Below are 13,588 nucleotides of genomic sequence, written 5' to 3'. Positions count from 1 at the left end.
CCCCAACCCCACGGAGGTAACCGCCTGATGGCCGCCAGCAAGGTTCTCACCGGTGCCCACGTGGTACTCCCGACCGGAACGGTCCCCGCGGGCCGCGTCATCGTCGACGGCACGCGCATCGCGGGCAGCGCCCCCGAGGGCGCCGAGACCGTGGACCTCTCCGGCCACTGGCTGGTCCCCGGCTTCGTGGACATCCACAACCACGGCGGTGGCGGAGCCTCCTTCACCTCGGGCACCGTCGACGACGTGCTCAAGGGCGTGCACACGCACCGGCTGCACGGCACGACGACGGTCGTCGCCTCGACCGTCACCGGCGAGATGGACTTCCTCGCCCAGCGCGCCGGACTGCTCAGCGAACTCGCCGAGCAGGGCGAGATCGCCGGTATCCACTTCGAGGGCCCGTTCATCTCGCCGTGCCGCAAGGGCGCGCACAGCGAGAACCTGCTGCGGCACCCCGACCCCGCCGACGTCCGCAAACTGATCGACGCGGCCCGCGGCCAGGCCAGGATGCTCACCCTGGCCACCGAGCTGCCCGGCGGCATCGACTCCGTACGGCTCCTCGCCGAGCACGGCGTCATCGCGGCGATCGGCCACACCGACGCCACGTACGAGCAGACGGTGGAGGCGATCGACGCCGGTGCCACCGTCGCCACGCACCTGTACAACGCCATGCCCGCCCTCGGCCACCGCGCCCCAGGACCGATCGCCGCCCTCCTGGAGGACGAGCGGATCACCGTCGAGCTGATCAACGACGGCACCCACCTCCACCCGGCCGCCTTCGAGCTGGCCTTCCACCACGCGGGCGCCGACCGCGTCGCCCTGATCACCGACGCCATGGACGCGGCGGGCTTCGGCGACGGCCGGTACATGCTCGGCCCGCTGGAGGTCGAGGTGAAGGACAGCGTCGCGCGGCTCGTCGACGGCGGCTCCATCGCGGGCTCCACACTCACCCAGGACCGTGCCTTCAAGCGCTCGGTGACCGTGGACGGGCTGTCCGTCGAGGACACCGTCCGCGCCCTGTCCGCGAACCCCGCCCGGCTGCTCGGGATGTACGACCGGATCGGCTCCCTGGAGCCCGGCAAGGACGCCGACCTGGTGGTCCTCGACGAGGGATTCGGACTCAAGGGCGTCATGCGCAAGGGCGAGTGGGTGGTCGCGCCCGACTAGGCGCCACCGAAACCGCGGGGTCATCCCCTGACACTCCGACACCCGTTGAACAGGCAACGAACAGAAGGCGGTCGACCCGCACCCCTGGGCCAACCGCCTTCTGTTTGGCATGATCAGGGGCGCGAACGGAGCGCCGCGGCAAGCGCGTTCCCAAGGACACAGGTACACACGGGTACACGGGTACACGGGTACGACTTCGGGGGTGGCACAGATGATTCTCACCGTCACGCTCAACACCGCCCTCGACCTCACCTACCGCGTGCCCGCCCTCACCCCGCACGCCTCGCACCGCGTCACCGCCGTGACCGAACGCCCCGGCGGCAAGGGGCTCAACGTCGCCCGCGTCCTCGCCGCCCTTGGCCACGACGTGACCGTCACCGGCTTCGCGGGCGGCGACACCGGACGCGCCCTGCGCGACCAGCTCGCCGCGGACGAGGCCCGCGTCACCGACGCGCTCGCCCCGGTCGCCGGGGCCACCCGCCGCACCCTCGCCGTGGTCGACGCCACGACCGGCGACACCACCCAGTTCAACGAGCCGGGCCCGGCCATCTCCCCCGACGAGTGGGCCGCCTTCCTCGGCACCTACGAAGAGCTGCTCCGCACCCCGGGCACGCACGCCGTCGCGCTCTGCGGCAGCCTGCCGCCCGGCGTCCCCGTCGGGGCGTACGCACTGCTCGTACGCGCCGCCCGCGCCGCCCGCGTGCCGGTCCTGCTCGACACCAGCGGGGAGCCGCTGCGCCGCGGCGTCGCCGCCCGCCCCGACATCGTCAAGCCCAACGCCGACGAACTGGCCGAGCTGACCGGCTCCCACGAACCCGAGCAGGCCACCCGCGACGCCCGCCGCAGGGGCGCGCACACCGTCGTCGCCTCGCTCGGCGCCCAGGGCGTTCTCGCCGTCACCCCGGACGGCACCTGGCAGGCGCGGCCCCCGGCCATGGTGCGCGGCAACCCCACGGGCGCGGGCGACTCGGCCGTCGCCGGTCTGCTCTCCGGCCTCGCCGAGGGGCTGCCGTGGCCCGACCGGCTGGCCCGCGCCGTCGCCCTGTCGGCGGCGACCGTGGCCGCCCCGGTGGCGGGCGAGTACGACGCGCGCACCTACGAAGACCTGCTGCCGCGCGTCCAGGTGACGGACCGGGCCGCAGCGTGAGAGGACCCGCGTAACACCGCACAGCGGGGCGCCGCGCCCCGGGAACTGGGGAAGCACCGTGCCACTGGTCAGCACCGGCGAACTGGTCGCGGAGGCCCGCGCCGCGGGGCACGGCGTCGCCGCGTTCAACGTGATCACCCTGGAGCACGCCGAGGCGATCGCCCTCGGTGCCGAGCGTGCCGGGTGCCCCGCGATCCTCCAGATCTCCGAGAACGCCGTGAAGTTCCACGGCGGGCGCCTCTCCCCCGTCGCGGCGGCGACGGCGGCGGTGGCCCGTACCTCATCGGCCCGGCTCGCGCTCCACCTCGACCACGTCAAGGACACCGGTCTGCTGCGCGCCGCCCACCCGGAGGGCTTCAGCTCCGTCATGTTCGACGCCTCGAAGCTGCCGTACGAGGAGAACGTGCGGGCCACGGCCGAGGCGGTGCGCTGGGGGCACGAGCGGGGCATCTGGGTCGAGGCGGAGCTCGGCGAGGTGGGCGGCAAGGAGGGCGAGGCCCCGCTCGACGCGCACGCGCCCGGGGTGCGCACCGACCCCGCGGAGGCGGCCGCGTACGTGGCGGCCACGGGCGTCGACGCCCTCGCGGTGGCGGTCGGCTCCTCGCACGCGATGACGGAGCGCACGGCGGCCCTGGACCACGCCCTGATCGCCTCCTTGGCGGCGGCCGTCCCCGTCCCCCTGGTCCTGCACGGTTCGAGCGGCGTACCGGACGACGCGATCCGCCGGGCCGTCGCCTCCGGCATGGTGAAGATCAATGTGGGCACCGCCCTGAACACGGCGTTCACGGGCGAGATCCGGGCCCAGCTGGCGGCGCGGGCGGCGGGCGTCGACCCCCGCGCGTACCTCGCCCCGGCCCGCGAGGCGATGGCCGAGACCGTGGCGGGCTTCCTGGGGCTCGTCGTGTGAGGCGCTCCCCCGCTCGCCATCTGCGGCACTCACGGCACCTGCGGTGATTTGTCCCCCACGGGGGAACATGTCAAGATCAACTTCGCAGTATTCGATGTATTGAGAATGGATCTGACCGTGAAGAAGCGCTCCCTGCTGGTGGCCGGTGCCGCCCTGGCCGCCACCCTCCCCTTCACCGCCGTGCAGCCCGCCTCCGCCGCGACGGTGTGCGCCAAGGGCAAGGTGTGCACCTGGGTGAAGCGGAACTTCGAGGGAACCCGCCAGGACCGCAAGCTGACGCCGGGCTGCTACCCGGTGCAGGACCCCGGCATCCGCACCATCTCCAACCAGTCCGGCAAGCGCGTCACCGTCTACTCCGAGCCCGGATGCTACGGCCGCACCCTCCAGATCAAGACCGGGCACTTCTCGGGCGAGATCCCCTTCGTGGGCCAGGCCATCGCCGTGTGGGGCCCCTGATCCCGCGTCTCGACCACATACGGAAGCGGCCCCCCCCCCCCCCCCCCCCCCCCCCCCCCCCCCCCCCCCCCCCCCCCCCCCCCCCCCCCGAGCGCTTCTGTGTGGACTGCCCGCGCGGTCGCTACTTCACATGACCGGCCTTCAGCCAGAACTGGTCCAGATTGGCGTCGCAGCTGTCGCCCTCCTGGCAGGAGACCGTGAACGTGTTGGTGCCCTTGGTCAGTTCCGTGTACGCGTAGGTGTACGTCCAGCCCTTGTCCCAGGCGCCTTCCTCGGCGTGAGCGAAATTGCCCATGCGGAGCTTGCTGTTGGAGACCTTGCCGTTCACCGCGAGGGTGGTCTCGGCGTCCTTGCCAGGCACTCCGTAACCCACGAAGAGCGTGTACTCACCGGCCTTCGGGATGCCGTTGACGGTCCAGGTCACCTGCGCCCCGGTCTTGTTCAGACCCGCCACATAGACCCCGCCTGCGGCCTTCGCGCCCTCGACGTCGGACGCCGTCGTCGTGCCGCCCTCCAGCTTGAGGGTCTTGGCGTCCGTCTTCGGCAGCTCGGCGTCCTTCTTGGGCGGCTTCGTCGGCCTGTCGCTCGGCTCGACGGTCTCGGCCTGCGACGGCTTGCCGTCCGCCTCCGCGCCGTCGTCCTTCTTGTCCCCGTCGCCACCGAAGAGCAGGGCCGCGCCGATGCCTATGGCGACGACGGCCACCACCGCTATCGCCGCGATGAGCAGCCCCTTGTTCGGGCCCCGGCCCCGGCCCGAGGGCGCGGGGGCGTACTGCGGGTGCGCGACGGGCGCGCCGCCCGGCTGGGCCTCGGGCGCGGTGTAGTGCGCGTTCGGCTGGCCGTAGGCCTGCTGGGGCTGCTGCTGCGGAATCTGCTGCCCGTACGTCTGCTGCCCGTACGCCTGCTGCCCGTAGGCCGGGCGGCGGTCGCCGACCGCTCGGACGTGGTTGTACGAGGAGCGCGGACCCGGGTACCCATAGCCGCCCCCACCGCTCGGTGGAGTCGCTCCGGCGGCCTGCCCGTCCTCGTACAGGTAGCCGAACGGATCGTCGTCGCCCTGCGGCGCGCTCGGCGTGTTCTCGCCGTTATTGCCGGGCGTCATTCCCTGGTCACTCCCTCATATCGCTGACGCGGGGAGCCTACCCGGTCCAGGTGCGGCCAAGGGGTGGCGTTGACCTCATCGAGACCGCTATCCGGCCCGCCTGTGCTGCTTGGCACGTGAGCGTTTCTCCACGTACATCCGCTGGTCGGCGGAGTGCAACACTTCGTCGGCCGACATCCCGCAGTGCGCCCAGCCGATGCCGAAACTCGCCCCCACGCGGACCGCGCGTCCGTCGACGCGGATCGGCGGGATGATCGCGTTGCGCAGCCGCACGGCGAGGTCCTGGGCGTCCGCGCGGCCGAGGCCGTCCGCGAGGACGACGAACTCGTCGCCGCCGAGCCGCGCGACCGTGTCCCCGTCCCGTACGCCGCTGGTCAGACGTCTGGCGACCTCGATGAGGACGGCGTCGCCGGTGTGGTGCCCGAAGCGGTCGTTGATCGACTTGAAGCCGTCGAGGTCGCAGAAGAGGACCGCGAGGCCCTTGGTGCCGTCGTCCACGTCGCCCTCGCCGCCCTCGGGCGCGACGGTGTGGACATGGTGGTCGAAGCCGTCGTCCGTCTGGCGCGACGCGGGCCCGAAGTCGAAGCCGTGCTCGTAGGCGGCGTCGAGGGAGTCCACGGCGCTGGGCTGCCCCGCGTGGGGCCTGCGACAGAGCCGGGCGCCGAGCCTGGCCCGCAGCTCGGCGGAGTTCGGCAGCCCGGTCAGCGAGTCGTGGCTGGCCCGGTGCGCGAGCTGGAGCTCGCGCCGCTTGCGCTCCTCGATGTCCTCGACGTGCGTGAGCAGGAAGCGGGGTCCGTCGGCGGCGTCGGCGACCACGCTGTTGCGCAGGCTGACCCAGACGTAGGTGCCGTCGCGCCGCGCGAGCCGCAGCTCGGCCCGGCCGCCCTCGGCGGAGGTGCGCAGGAGCGTCCCGATGTCCTCGGGGTGCACGAGATCGGAGAAGGAGTAGCGCCGCATGGCCGACGCGGGCCTGCCGAGGAGGCGGCAGAGCGCGTCGTTCGTGCGCAGGATGCGGCCGTGCTGGTCGCCGCCCATCTCCGCGATGGCCATGCCCGAAGGCGCGTACTCGAAGGCCTGCCGGAAGGATTCCTCGCTGGCCCGGAGCGCCTGCTGCTCCCGTTCGAGGCGGACGAGGGCGCGCTGCATGTTGGCCCGCAGACGGGCGTTGCTGATCGCGATGGCGGCCTGGAACGCGTACATCTGGAGGGCCTCGCGGCCCCAGGCGCCGGGCCTGCGGCCGTTGCGCGGGCGGTCCACGGAGATCACGCCGAGCAGCTCGCCGCCGGCGCCGGTCGCGTACATCGGGGCGAAGAGGCGGTCCGCGGGGTGCCACTCGTCCTCGAAGCGCGGCTCGGGGCCCTCGGTGTACCACTGCGGGACGTCGTCGTCGTCGAGGACCCAGCCCTCGGTGTACGAGATGAAGCGCAGGGCGCCCCAGTACTCGCCCATGGCCAGGCGGCGCTCCCAGGCGTCGCGTGAGCCCACGCGACCGGTGATGAGCGCCTCGGCCGCGGGGTTGCCCGCGAAGGCGGCGACGACGAGATCGCCGTCCGGGCGTACGAGATTCACGCACGCCAGCTCATAGCCAAGGCCGTTGACGACGCCGTCGGCGACCGTTTGCAGCGTGTCCGCCAGGCTTCGGGCGGTGTTCAGCTCCGCAACCACCTGGTGCAGCTGCCGCAAGGTCGCAAGACGGACGTACGGCTCCGACTCGGTCTCCATGCTCGTTCTCCCCGAGACCTCGACAGCAACTCCAGGATGCGCAGCGCCCGCAGTGTCTTCTTCTGCTTCCGTGCCCTTGTGTTCCGCTTCCGTGCCTTTGTGTTCTGCTCCTGGGCCCTTGTGTTCTGTGCCCTTGTGCCCTCAGTGTCTTATTGCCACCGTCACTGAATCACAGCGAGCAGCTCACTCGGTACACAGGGTCAACAAAATATGGGTCCTGTGACTCAAGTCACAGATGGGACACCGCCGTTGGTCCAGACCCTTCCAGTGCAGCGCATCCGGCGGCACTCCGTGCCGTCTTCGGCAATCCTTTACTCGGAGCGTCCGCCACGCGCGCATGGCGGGGCCCTTCTCAGCCGCGGGACCTAGGACCGGTCTCGGCCCAGGGCCCGATGTGGCGGGGGAGCCACCCGGGCTAGCGTCGGCACCGTGGCTCACGTACTGAAGACTCTCCCGGCCCCGTCCACCCCGCGCCACCCGTCACAGGATGGGCATGCTGAGGGGGTGAGCAACGACGAGTTCCGCGCGGCCATGTCCCGCCTGGCCGCCGGCGTCGTCCTGGTGACGGCGCGCGAGCCGGGCCTGGACCCGGACGACCCGAGCGCCCCCGAGGGCGAGGACGTCGGCATGACGGCGACGTCCTTCCTCTCCGTTTCGCTGGACCCGCCCCTGGTGATGGTCAGCCTGCGCGAGGGGTCCCGGATGGACGACCTGCTGGCCGAGCAGCCGCTGTGGGCGGTCTCCGTGCTGGCCGAGAGCCAGCGCCACATCGCGGGCCGGTTCGCGATGAAGGGCCGGATCAGCGACCGCCTGCTCTTCGAGGACATCCCGTACGTACGGGGCGCCATGTCGGGCGCTCCAGTGATCGGCGGCGCGCTGGCGGCACTGGAGTGCCGTACGGAGCAGACGGTGCGGGCCGGTGACCACACACTGGTGATCGGCCGGGTCCTCACGGCGACCGTGCCGAGCGGGGACGGGGCGCCCCTCGCGTACTTCCGGGGCCGCTACCGGCAGCTCGGCTGACGGGGTCAGCCCCAGCCCTGGCCCGAGCGGCCGCGCTTGGTCTCGCCGCGCTGCTTCTTGTTGCGCAGCCTGCGCTCGTTGATGCCGCGGGGGATCTTCGTGGGGCGGCGCGGCTTGGGCGGCGGAGCGGTGGCCTCGGCGAGCAGCGAGACGAGCCGGGTGACGGCCATCTCCCTGTTGCGCCACTGGGAGCGGTGCTCGCTCGCCCGTACGCCGATGACGCCGCCGACGAGCCGGGGGCCGAGCCGCTCCAGGGCCCGCTCCTTCCAGACGTCCGGCAGCGCGCCGGTGTTCGCGAGGTCGAAACGCAGCTCCACCTGGGAGTCGCTGGTGTTGACGTGCTGGCCGCCGGGCCCGGAGGACCGCGAGAAACGCCACATGAGCTCGGCCTCCGGCAGGGAGACCGAACCGCGGATACGGAGCTTTTCCGGGGAGAGCCCCCCGGACCCCCTGCTGAGACCGGACATGCCTCCATGGTCCCGCGCCTGTCGGGCTCACGTCACGCTCTTTTCGCGGGGGCCCTTTCGAGCCCTCCCGGGCGCCCGGGTAAAGAAAGTAAAGGGACCTGGAACCCCGGGACGCTGGACGGCGTTGGTACCGGTGACGGTAGCTTCGTCCCCAGTACGAAGCGCCTAGTGCACACCGTGCGCACGCAAACGAGGGAAGGGACTCCCAAACAATGGCAGTAAGCCTGTCCAAGGGTGGCAACGTCTCGCTGACCAAGGAGGCTCCGGGCCTGACCGCCGTCACCGTGGGCCTCGGCTGGGACGTCCGCACCACCACCGGCACCGACTTCGACCTGGACGCCTCCGCGATCGCGGTGAACACGCAGGGCAAGGTCTTCTCCGACCAGCACTTCGTCTTCTTCAACAACAAGGCGACGCCGGACCAGACCATCGTCCACACCGGTGACAACGTCACGGGCCAGGGCGAGGGCGACGACGAGCAGATCAACGTCAACCTCGCGGGTCTGCCGGCCGACATCGAGAAGATCGTCTTCCCGGTCTCGATCTACGACGCCGAGAACCGCTCGCAGAACTTCGGCCAGGTCCGCAACGCGTTCATCCGCATCGTGAACCAGGCGGGCGGCACCGAGATCGCGCGCTACGACCTCTCCGAGGACGCCGCCACCGAGACCGCCATGGTCTTCGGCGAGCTGTACCGCAACGGCGCGGAGTGGAAGTTCCGCGCCGTCGGCCAGGGCTACGCCTCGGGCCTGGTCGGCATCGCGCAGGACTTCGGCGTCAACGTCTGAGTCGTGCGGGCCCTCCGCTCCCGCTGAGCGGACACCCCCGGAGCCCCCCGGTACACCGTCCACGGTGTACCGAGGGGCTTTCTCATCACCCACTAGTATAAATAATAGAATAGTGGACAGACGCGAATACGCGCGGATGAGGGGAAAGGAGCGCCGTGGGCGTCGTGCACGGTCCCTGGGTGCGGGCGGCGCTGCCGCTGTGCCTGCTCGGAGTCCTCGACGGCGAACCGAGGAGCTACGGATACGCGCTGCTCAGCAGGCTCGCCGACGCGGGCCTCGACGGCGTGAAACCGGCGACCCTCTACCCCGCCCTGACCCGCCTCGAAGAGGAAGGGGCCGTCGAGGTCGAGTGGGGCGCCGGTGAGGGCGGCCCCGGACGGAAGTACTACCGGATCACCGAGGAGGGGCGGGCGAGACTGCGGCGTGACCAGGCCGCGTGGGGTGACTTCACCCGGACCGTCGCCTCGCTCCTCCCAGAGGGGGACGCATGAGCAGCATGAGCAGGAAGCGGAACGCGGGACCGGACTGGGCCAGGGAGGAGGACGGGGACTGGGCGGCCACCGTCGAGCTGACCCTCGTACTGCGGCACCACGCGCCCGCCGGACTCGCCGACGAGGTGCTCGCCGAGGCCCACGAGATCGTGGGCGACGCCGGGCGCCCCGCGCTTGAGGTCCTCGGCGACCCGGTGGCGTACGCGCGCGCCGTCGCCGCCGAACGCATCGGCGAGACCCGTCGTGCCCGCCTCGACGTGCACGGCATGACGTCCGGCGAGCGGATCGTCGCGGCCCTGCTCTCGATCGGTTTCGTAGGTCTTGTCCTCTGCCTGATCGACTGGGTGCAGGACGGGCTCTGGGCGGACGTGACGCCGTCCGCCGTGGCGGGCGTCGCCGCGGTCGTGCTCGCCGTCGTGTGCGCCGCCGTCGCCTTCGTGGCCGGTACGGCGGGGCGGTCGCGGGTCATGTGGGGCTTCGCGGCGGGGGCCGTCGCCGCCATGGCGGGCGGCGCGGCCCTGGCGGTCGCCCTGCCGGAGGAACGGCTTCTCCGTGTGCCCGTGCCGGTGCTCGCGCTCGGCTGCGCGGCCGTGATGGCGGCGGCCGTGGCCCTTCCGGCGGCCCGTGTCGACCGGTGGTTCGACGCGCCGCCCCCGGCGGGCGACGACGAGGCGTGGCTGACCCGCCTCGGACAGCTCCTGCGCGGGCGGCACGCGATGCGGGCGGCCGAGGCCCGCGGCCATGTGCGGGAGGCACGCCAGCACCTCGCCGCCGCCCCCGCGGGCGAACGTGCCGAGGACGCCTTCGGGGACGTGGAGGTGTACGCGCTGCGGCTGGCCGAAGGCCCCGCCGCGAAGACCCGCCTGGCACGCCGCAGGCTGTACGGCACGGGTGCCGTGACCCTGCTCTTCGCGGCACTCCTGGCGGACGACCTGGCGACCGGCACGTACGACTCCCCCTTCTGGCCGACCCTGCACGCCGCACTCGTGGTCTTCCTGCTGTGGTCCTGCTGGACGGAGTGGCGCAGGATCCGCGCGACGGACCGGCCCCGGTGAACCCGCCGGGTGCGGCCGGATCGGGCCGGAAGGCCGTAGCCTGCGGCGCATGATCCTTGAACGGCTCGTGGCTGTCGACGGGGCACTGCCCGGGCACCTTCTGACCGAGGTGACCGCCCTCTACGCGTCGAACCACGCGTTCTTCGCGCTCAGCGGCGACCTTCCCGACCCGCACGACATCCGCGTCGAACACGTCGCCAAGTCCCTCGCGGACGAGCTGGCCCACCCGGACGCCGAGGTCCTCCTCGCGCGTTCGCGCGGGCGGCTCGTGGGCATCGCCGTGACGCTCGCCCGGCATCCCGACCCCGCCGACCCCGACCCGTGGATCGGCCTGCTGATGGTGGACGCCGCCCTGCACCGCACGGGCGTGGGCCGGGAGCTCGCGACGGCCGTCGAGGACCGGTTCCGTGCGGCGGGCAGGGACGCCGCGCGCCTCGCCGTCCTGGAGAACAACCCCGGTGCCCTGCGCTTCTGGACGGCGCTCGGCTACCTCGTCATCGGGCACCGCGAGGACCTCGCCCTGCGCCGCCCGTGCGCGGTCCTCCGCAAAGCCCTGTAGCGGTCCACCGCGCAGCCCAGCCCTCCGGGAGAGCCCTTCGGGAACGGGCTCAGGGCTGGTCCGGCCTGCCCTCCCCGTAGAGCCAGTCGCCCCAGATCCGGGAGACCTTCCTCCGGGCGTCGCCGCCGCCCGCGTGTTCCTCGACGTACTCGGTGAAGTCCCGCGTGCTCGCGTTGCCGTGCCGGTGCGCCGCGGCCCAGCCGCGCGCGAGGGCGCGGAAGGTCTCGTCGCCCACCGCCTGGCGGATCTTGTGGATGACCATCGCGCCCCGTTCGTAGACGGGCGGGTCGGAGATGTGCGCGGCGTCGGTCGGCCGGGCGGGCGGAAAGGCCCAGACGGCCTCGTCGTCGGCGGCGTCCGCGTACCGCTTGCCCGCGTAGAGCTGGTCGAAGACGTGCTGCGCGCTGTCACCGCCGTGGTCCTCGGCGTACAGCCACTCGGCGTAGGTCGCGAAGCCCTCGTTGAGCCACATGTCGCGCCAGGACATCGGCGTGACGGAGTCGCCGAACCACTGGTGGGCCAGTTCATGGACGAGGAGGCCGGTACTGGGGGCGCCGGGGAAGACGGGGCGGGTCTGCGTCTCCAGCGCGTACGCGATGTCCTCCTCGCGCTCGACGATCGCGCCCGCCGAGGAGAACGGGTACGGCCCGAAGTTCTCCTCGCCCCACTCCACGACGTCCGGGATCTTCGCGAGGACCTTCTCGCTCCGCTCGGCCTGCGTGGGGTCGACGGCCGTGACGACCGGAATCCCGCTCCCGGTCCTCGAGGTCCGCAGCTCGAACTTCCCCACCGCCACGGTCGCCAGATAGCTCGCCATCGGCTCGGCGCAGTGCCAGCCGAAGGTGGTTCTGCCGCCCCGGGTGGTCTCGTCGGTCAACTCGCCGCCCGAAACGGCCCGCAGCCCCTTCGGAACGGTGATCCTCAGGTCGTACGTGGCCTTGTCGCTGGGGTGGTGGTTGCCGGGGAACCAGGCCATGGAGCCGGTCGGCTGGCCGAGCGCGAGCGCCCCGTCGGCGGTCTTGAGCCAGCCCTCCTTCGAGCCGTCGGGGTCGGTGACGGTCTCAGGGGTGCCGGAGTAGCGCACGCGCGCGTGGAACGTCCTGCCCCTCGCCAGCTCGTCCGCCGGACGGATCGTCAGCTCGTCGCCCGCACGCCGGAAGCGTGCCCCCGTGCCCTCGACGGTGACATCGGAGACGTCGAGTCCGCGCAGGTCGAGGTTGAAGGCGCTGAGGTTCTTGGTGGCGCGGGCGGTGATCTCGGCGGTGCCGGTGAGGTGCCGTGAGGCGGGTTCGTAGCCGAGGGTGAGGTCGTAGTGCGTCACGTCGTAGCCGCCGTTGCCCAGCTTCGGGAAGTACGGGTCGCGCACCCCGTCCCCGCCCGGTGTGCCGCCGGTGCCCGCACCGCCGCAGGCACCCACGGAGGCGGTCGCGAGCAGAGTGGCGGCGCAGACGAGGGCGCGGGCGGCGGCACGGGCGGCGGGGAGTCTTCGCGGGTCCACGCGGTGATCTTATGCGGCATATGTGACGTACGGGCGGGCGCCCGCGTGAGCGGTGCGCTGTGCGGGCGGGCGCGCTCGCGAGGGTGCGCCCGCCCGCGTCCGTGCCTACGCCGCGTTCCGCAGCAGGGCCGCGAGTTCCGTGAAGCCGTGCCGCTCGGCGTGGGCGAGGGGCGTGACGCCGTCGCGGTCGGCGAGGGACGGGTCCGCGCCCGCGGCGAGCAGCAGCTCCACCACCTCCTGGTGGGCACGGCCGCCGTCCCCGAGGATCACGGCTTCGAGCAGGGCGGTCCAGCCGAGATCATTGACGTGGTCGACGTCGATGTCCGTGGCCCGCAGGACCTCACGTACGTACGCGACGTGCCCGCGCTCCGCCGCCGGGATCACACTGACCCCGCCGAACCTGTTCCGCAGCGTCAGGTCCGGGCCCGCGGGCAGCAGGACGCGCAGCATGGCGACACTGCCCGTCACGCCCGTGACCAGCCAGGGGCTGTCGGAACGGTGGTCCTGGGCGTTGACGTCCGCACCCGCGGCGACCAGGACCCGCGCGGCCTCGACGTGGTCGCCGATGGCGGCGAGCAGCAGGGGCGTGCGCAGCTCGGTGTCGCGGGCCTCGACGCGGGCGCCCGCGTCGAGCGCGGCGGTCACCTCTTCGGCGTTCCCGGCCCGTGCGGCGGTGAGCAGGCGCTGGTCGGCAGCGGTGTTCATGCGGGGGGTCCTCCTCGGCGGCCGGGCATCGGCGGTCGCCCTTCAGCGGTTGAGCGCGGCCACACCGGCGCGGGCGAACTTCTCGTCCAGGTCGCCGCTCGGGGCACCCGCGACGCCGATGCCCGCGACGGGCGCGCCCTTGGCGGTCACCGGCGCACCACCGGCGAGGAACAGTGTGCCGGGGATGTCCTTGAGATTCGGCGTCTTGTCCAGACGGCCCGCCAGCTCGGAGGTGGGGGCGTTCCAGGAGACGGCGGTGAAGCCCTTCCTCACGGCCGACTCGGGGGACTGCGGGCCCGCGCCGTCGCCGCGCAGCGTGACGATCGTGTTGCCGTCGCGGTCGACGACGGCGACGGAGACCCGCTGGTTCTCCTTCTTCGCGGCGTCGAGCGTGGCCTGCGCGGCCTTGGTGGCGGCGGCGACGGACAGGTGCGTGGACTGCGTGAGGTTCTTGCTGCCCGCGTCGGCGGTGACGGCGGCCTTGGCGGCGGCGTCGGGGGT

At 72.5% G+C, this 13,588-nt stretch carries 15 protein-coding genes; 9 read left to right on the top strand and 6 right to left on the bottom strand.

The genetic code is table 11. The features are described from left to right. The first annotated feature begins 27 nt into the window (after window positions 1-27). The 4 genes from nagA to AB8Z36_RS13460 all read left to right on the top strand — a co-directional run bounded on the left by nagA (window position 28) and on the right by AB8Z36_RS13460 (window position 3,677). Window positions 28-1,167 (top strand): N-acetylglucosamine-6-phosphate deacetylase, encoded by a 1,140-nt coding sequence (gene nagA / locus AB8Z36_RS13475; RefSeq protein WP_369213506.1) that lies wholly within the window; start codon window positions 28-30, stop codon window positions 1,165-1,167. Between the two features lie 211 nt (window positions 1,168-1,378). Beyond that, window positions 1,379-2,314, top strand: coding sequence for a 1-phosphofructokinase family hexose kinase (locus tag AB8Z36_RS13470; RefSeq protein ID WP_369213505.1), 936 nt, complete (start codon window positions 1,379-1,381; stop codon window positions 2,312-2,314). Window positions 2,315-2,372: 58 nt separating this feature from the next. Continuing rightward, window positions 2,373-3,221, top strand: coding sequence for a class II fructose-bisphosphate aldolase (locus AB8Z36_RS13465; protein WP_369213503.1), 849 nt, complete (start codon window positions 2,373-2,375; stop codon window positions 3,219-3,221). Window positions 3,222-3,326: 105 nt separating this feature from the next. Further along, window positions 3,327-3,677, top strand: coding sequence for a peptidase inhibitor family I36 protein (locus tag AB8Z36_RS13460; RefSeq protein ID WP_369213502.1), 351 nt, complete (start codon window positions 3,327-3,329; stop codon window positions 3,675-3,677). A 121-nt stretch (window positions 3,678-3,798) separates the two neighbouring features. On the opposite strand, the gene AB8Z36_RS13455 is transcribed toward AB8Z36_RS13460, so the two are convergent. Next, on the bottom strand, window positions 3,799-4,779 hold the full coding sequence (locus AB8Z36_RS13455; RefSeq protein WP_369213501.1) for a carbohydrate-binding protein: 981 nt from the start codon (window positions 4,777-4,779) through the stop codon (window positions 3,799-3,801). 87 nt (window positions 4,780-4,866) lie between these two features. Beyond that, on the bottom strand, window positions 4,867-6,501 hold the full coding sequence (gene cdgB / locus AB8Z36_RS13450) for a diguanylate cyclase CdgB (protein WP_369213500.1): 1,635 nt from the start codon (window positions 6,499-6,501) through the stop codon (window positions 4,867-4,869). 531 nt (window positions 6,502-7,032) lie between these two features. Between cdgB and AB8Z36_RS13445 the strand changes: the two genes are divergently transcribed. Then, the gene (locus tag AB8Z36_RS13445) at window positions 7,033-7,524 is read left to right on the top strand and encodes a flavin reductase family protein (protein ID WP_440581908.1); all 492 of its coding nucleotides are present in this window, start codon (window positions 7,033-7,035) and stop codon (window positions 7,522-7,524) included. A 5-nt stretch (window positions 7,525-7,529) separates the two neighbouring features. Here the strand turns inward: AB8Z36_RS13445 and arfB are convergent, their stop codons facing one another. Beyond that, window positions 7,530-7,991, bottom strand: coding sequence for an alternative ribosome rescue aminoacyl-tRNA hydrolase ArfB (gene arfB, locus AB8Z36_RS13440; RefSeq protein WP_369213499.1), 462 nt, complete (start codon window positions 7,989-7,991; stop codon window positions 7,530-7,532). Window positions 7,992-8,203: 212 nt separating this feature from the next. Here arfB and AB8Z36_RS13435 point away from each other — a divergent pair, with 212 nt between their 5' ends. From AB8Z36_RS13435 to AB8Z36_RS13420, 4 genes are all read left to right on the top strand, one after another. Beyond that, window positions 8,204-8,779 carry a TerD family protein gene (locus tag AB8Z36_RS13435; protein ID WP_055696644.1) on the top strand — a complete coding sequence of 192 codons (576 nt, stop codon included), beginning with the start codon at window positions 8,204-8,206 and terminating at the stop codon, window positions 8,777-8,779. A gap of 155 nt (window positions 8,780-8,934) precedes the next feature. Continuing rightward, the gene (locus AB8Z36_RS13430; protein ID WP_369213498.1) at window positions 8,935-9,270 is read left to right on the top strand and encodes a PadR family transcriptional regulator; all 336 of its coding nucleotides are present in this window, start codon (window positions 8,935-8,937) and stop codon (window positions 9,268-9,270) included. Beyond that, the gene (locus AB8Z36_RS13425) at window positions 9,267-10,325 is read left to right on the top strand and encodes a hypothetical protein (RefSeq protein WP_369213497.1); all 1,059 of its coding nucleotides are present in this window, start codon (window positions 9,267-9,269) and stop codon (window positions 10,323-10,325) included. The genes AB8Z36_RS13430 and AB8Z36_RS13425 overlap by 4 nt, the downstream gene beginning before the upstream one ends. Before the next feature lie 49 nt (window positions 10,326-10,374). After that, window positions 10,375-10,884, top strand: a complete 510-nt coding sequence (locus AB8Z36_RS13420; RefSeq protein ID WP_369213496.1) for a GNAT family N-acetyltransferase — start codon at window positions 10,375-10,377, stop codon at window positions 10,882-10,884. A 49-nt stretch (window positions 10,885-10,933) separates the two neighbouring features. Here the strand turns inward: AB8Z36_RS13420 and AB8Z36_RS13415 are convergent, their stop codons facing one another. The 3 genes from AB8Z36_RS13415 to AB8Z36_RS13405 form a co-directional block, all read right to left on the bottom strand. Next, window positions 10,934-12,382 carry a M1 family metallopeptidase gene (locus AB8Z36_RS13415; protein WP_369213495.1) on the bottom strand — a complete coding sequence of 483 codons (1,449 nt, stop codon included), beginning with the start codon at window positions 12,380-12,382 and terminating at the stop codon, window positions 10,934-10,936. 105 nt (window positions 12,383-12,487) lie between these two features. Beyond that, window positions 12,488-13,087, bottom strand: coding sequence for an ankyrin repeat domain-containing protein (locus AB8Z36_RS13410; RefSeq protein ID WP_369213494.1), 600 nt, complete (start codon window positions 13,085-13,087; stop codon window positions 12,488-12,490). A 42-nt stretch (window positions 13,088-13,129) separates the two neighbouring features. Beyond that, a partial coding sequence (locus AB8Z36_RS13405; RefSeq protein WP_369213493.1) for a GlcG/HbpS family heme-binding protein occupies window positions 13,130-13,588 on the bottom strand: 459 nt, incomplete at its 5' end.

This window comes from Streptomyces flavofungini, assembly GCF_041028215.1.
Classification (GTDB): Bacteria; Actinomycetota; Actinomycetes; order Streptomycetales; family Streptomycetaceae; genus Streptomyces; species Streptomyces flavofungini_B.
The sequence above is the reverse complement of the archived record's forward strand: the minus strand, read 5'-3'. Positions and strand labels throughout refer to the sequence as shown.

What these genes read in the sequence shown, in the direction of transcription:
- nagA (WP_369213506.1), top strand. Translation starts at nt 28, where the DNA reads ATGGCCGCCAGCAAGGTTCTCACCGGTGCCCACGTGGTACTCCCGACC.
- AB8Z36_RS13470 (WP_369213505.1), top strand. Translation starts at nt 1,379, where the DNA reads ATGATTCTCACCGTCACGCTCAACACCGCCCTCGACCTCACCTACCGC.
- AB8Z36_RS13460 (WP_369213502.1), top strand. Translation starts at nt 3,327, where the DNA reads ATGGATCTGACCGTGAAGAAGCGCTCCCTGCTGGTGGCCGGTGCCGCC.
- AB8Z36_RS13455 (WP_369213501.1), bottom strand. Translation starts at nt 4,779, where the DNA reads ATGACGCCCGGCAATAACGGCGAGAACACGCCGAGCGCGCCGCAGGGC.
- cdgB (WP_369213500.1), bottom strand. Translation starts at nt 6,501, where the DNA reads ATGGAGACCGAGTCGGAGCCGTACGTCCGTCTTGCGACCTTGCGGCAG.
- AB8Z36_RS13445 (WP_440581908.1), top strand. Translation starts at nt 7,033, where the DNA reads ATGTCCCGCCTGGCCGCCGGCGTCGTCCTGGTGACGGCGCGCGAGCCG.
- arfB (WP_369213499.1), bottom strand. Translation starts at nt 7,991, where the DNA reads ATGTCCGGTCTCAGCAGGGGGTCCGGGGGGCTCTCCCCGGAAAAGCTC.
- AB8Z36_RS13435 (WP_055696644.1), top strand. Translation starts at nt 8,204, where the DNA reads ATGGCAGTAAGCCTGTCCAAGGGTGGCAACGTCTCGCTGACCAAGGAG.
- AB8Z36_RS13425 (WP_369213497.1), top strand. Translation starts at nt 9,267, where the DNA reads ATGAGCAGCATGAGCAGGAAGCGGAACGCGGGACCGGACTGGGCCAGG.
- AB8Z36_RS13420 (WP_369213496.1), top strand. Translation starts at nt 10,375, where the DNA reads ATGATCCTTGAACGGCTCGTGGCTGTCGACGGGGCACTGCCCGGGCAC.
- AB8Z36_RS13410 (WP_369213494.1), bottom strand. Translation starts at nt 13,087, where the DNA reads ATGAACACCGCTGCCGACCAGCGCCTGCTCACCGCCGCACGGGCCGGG.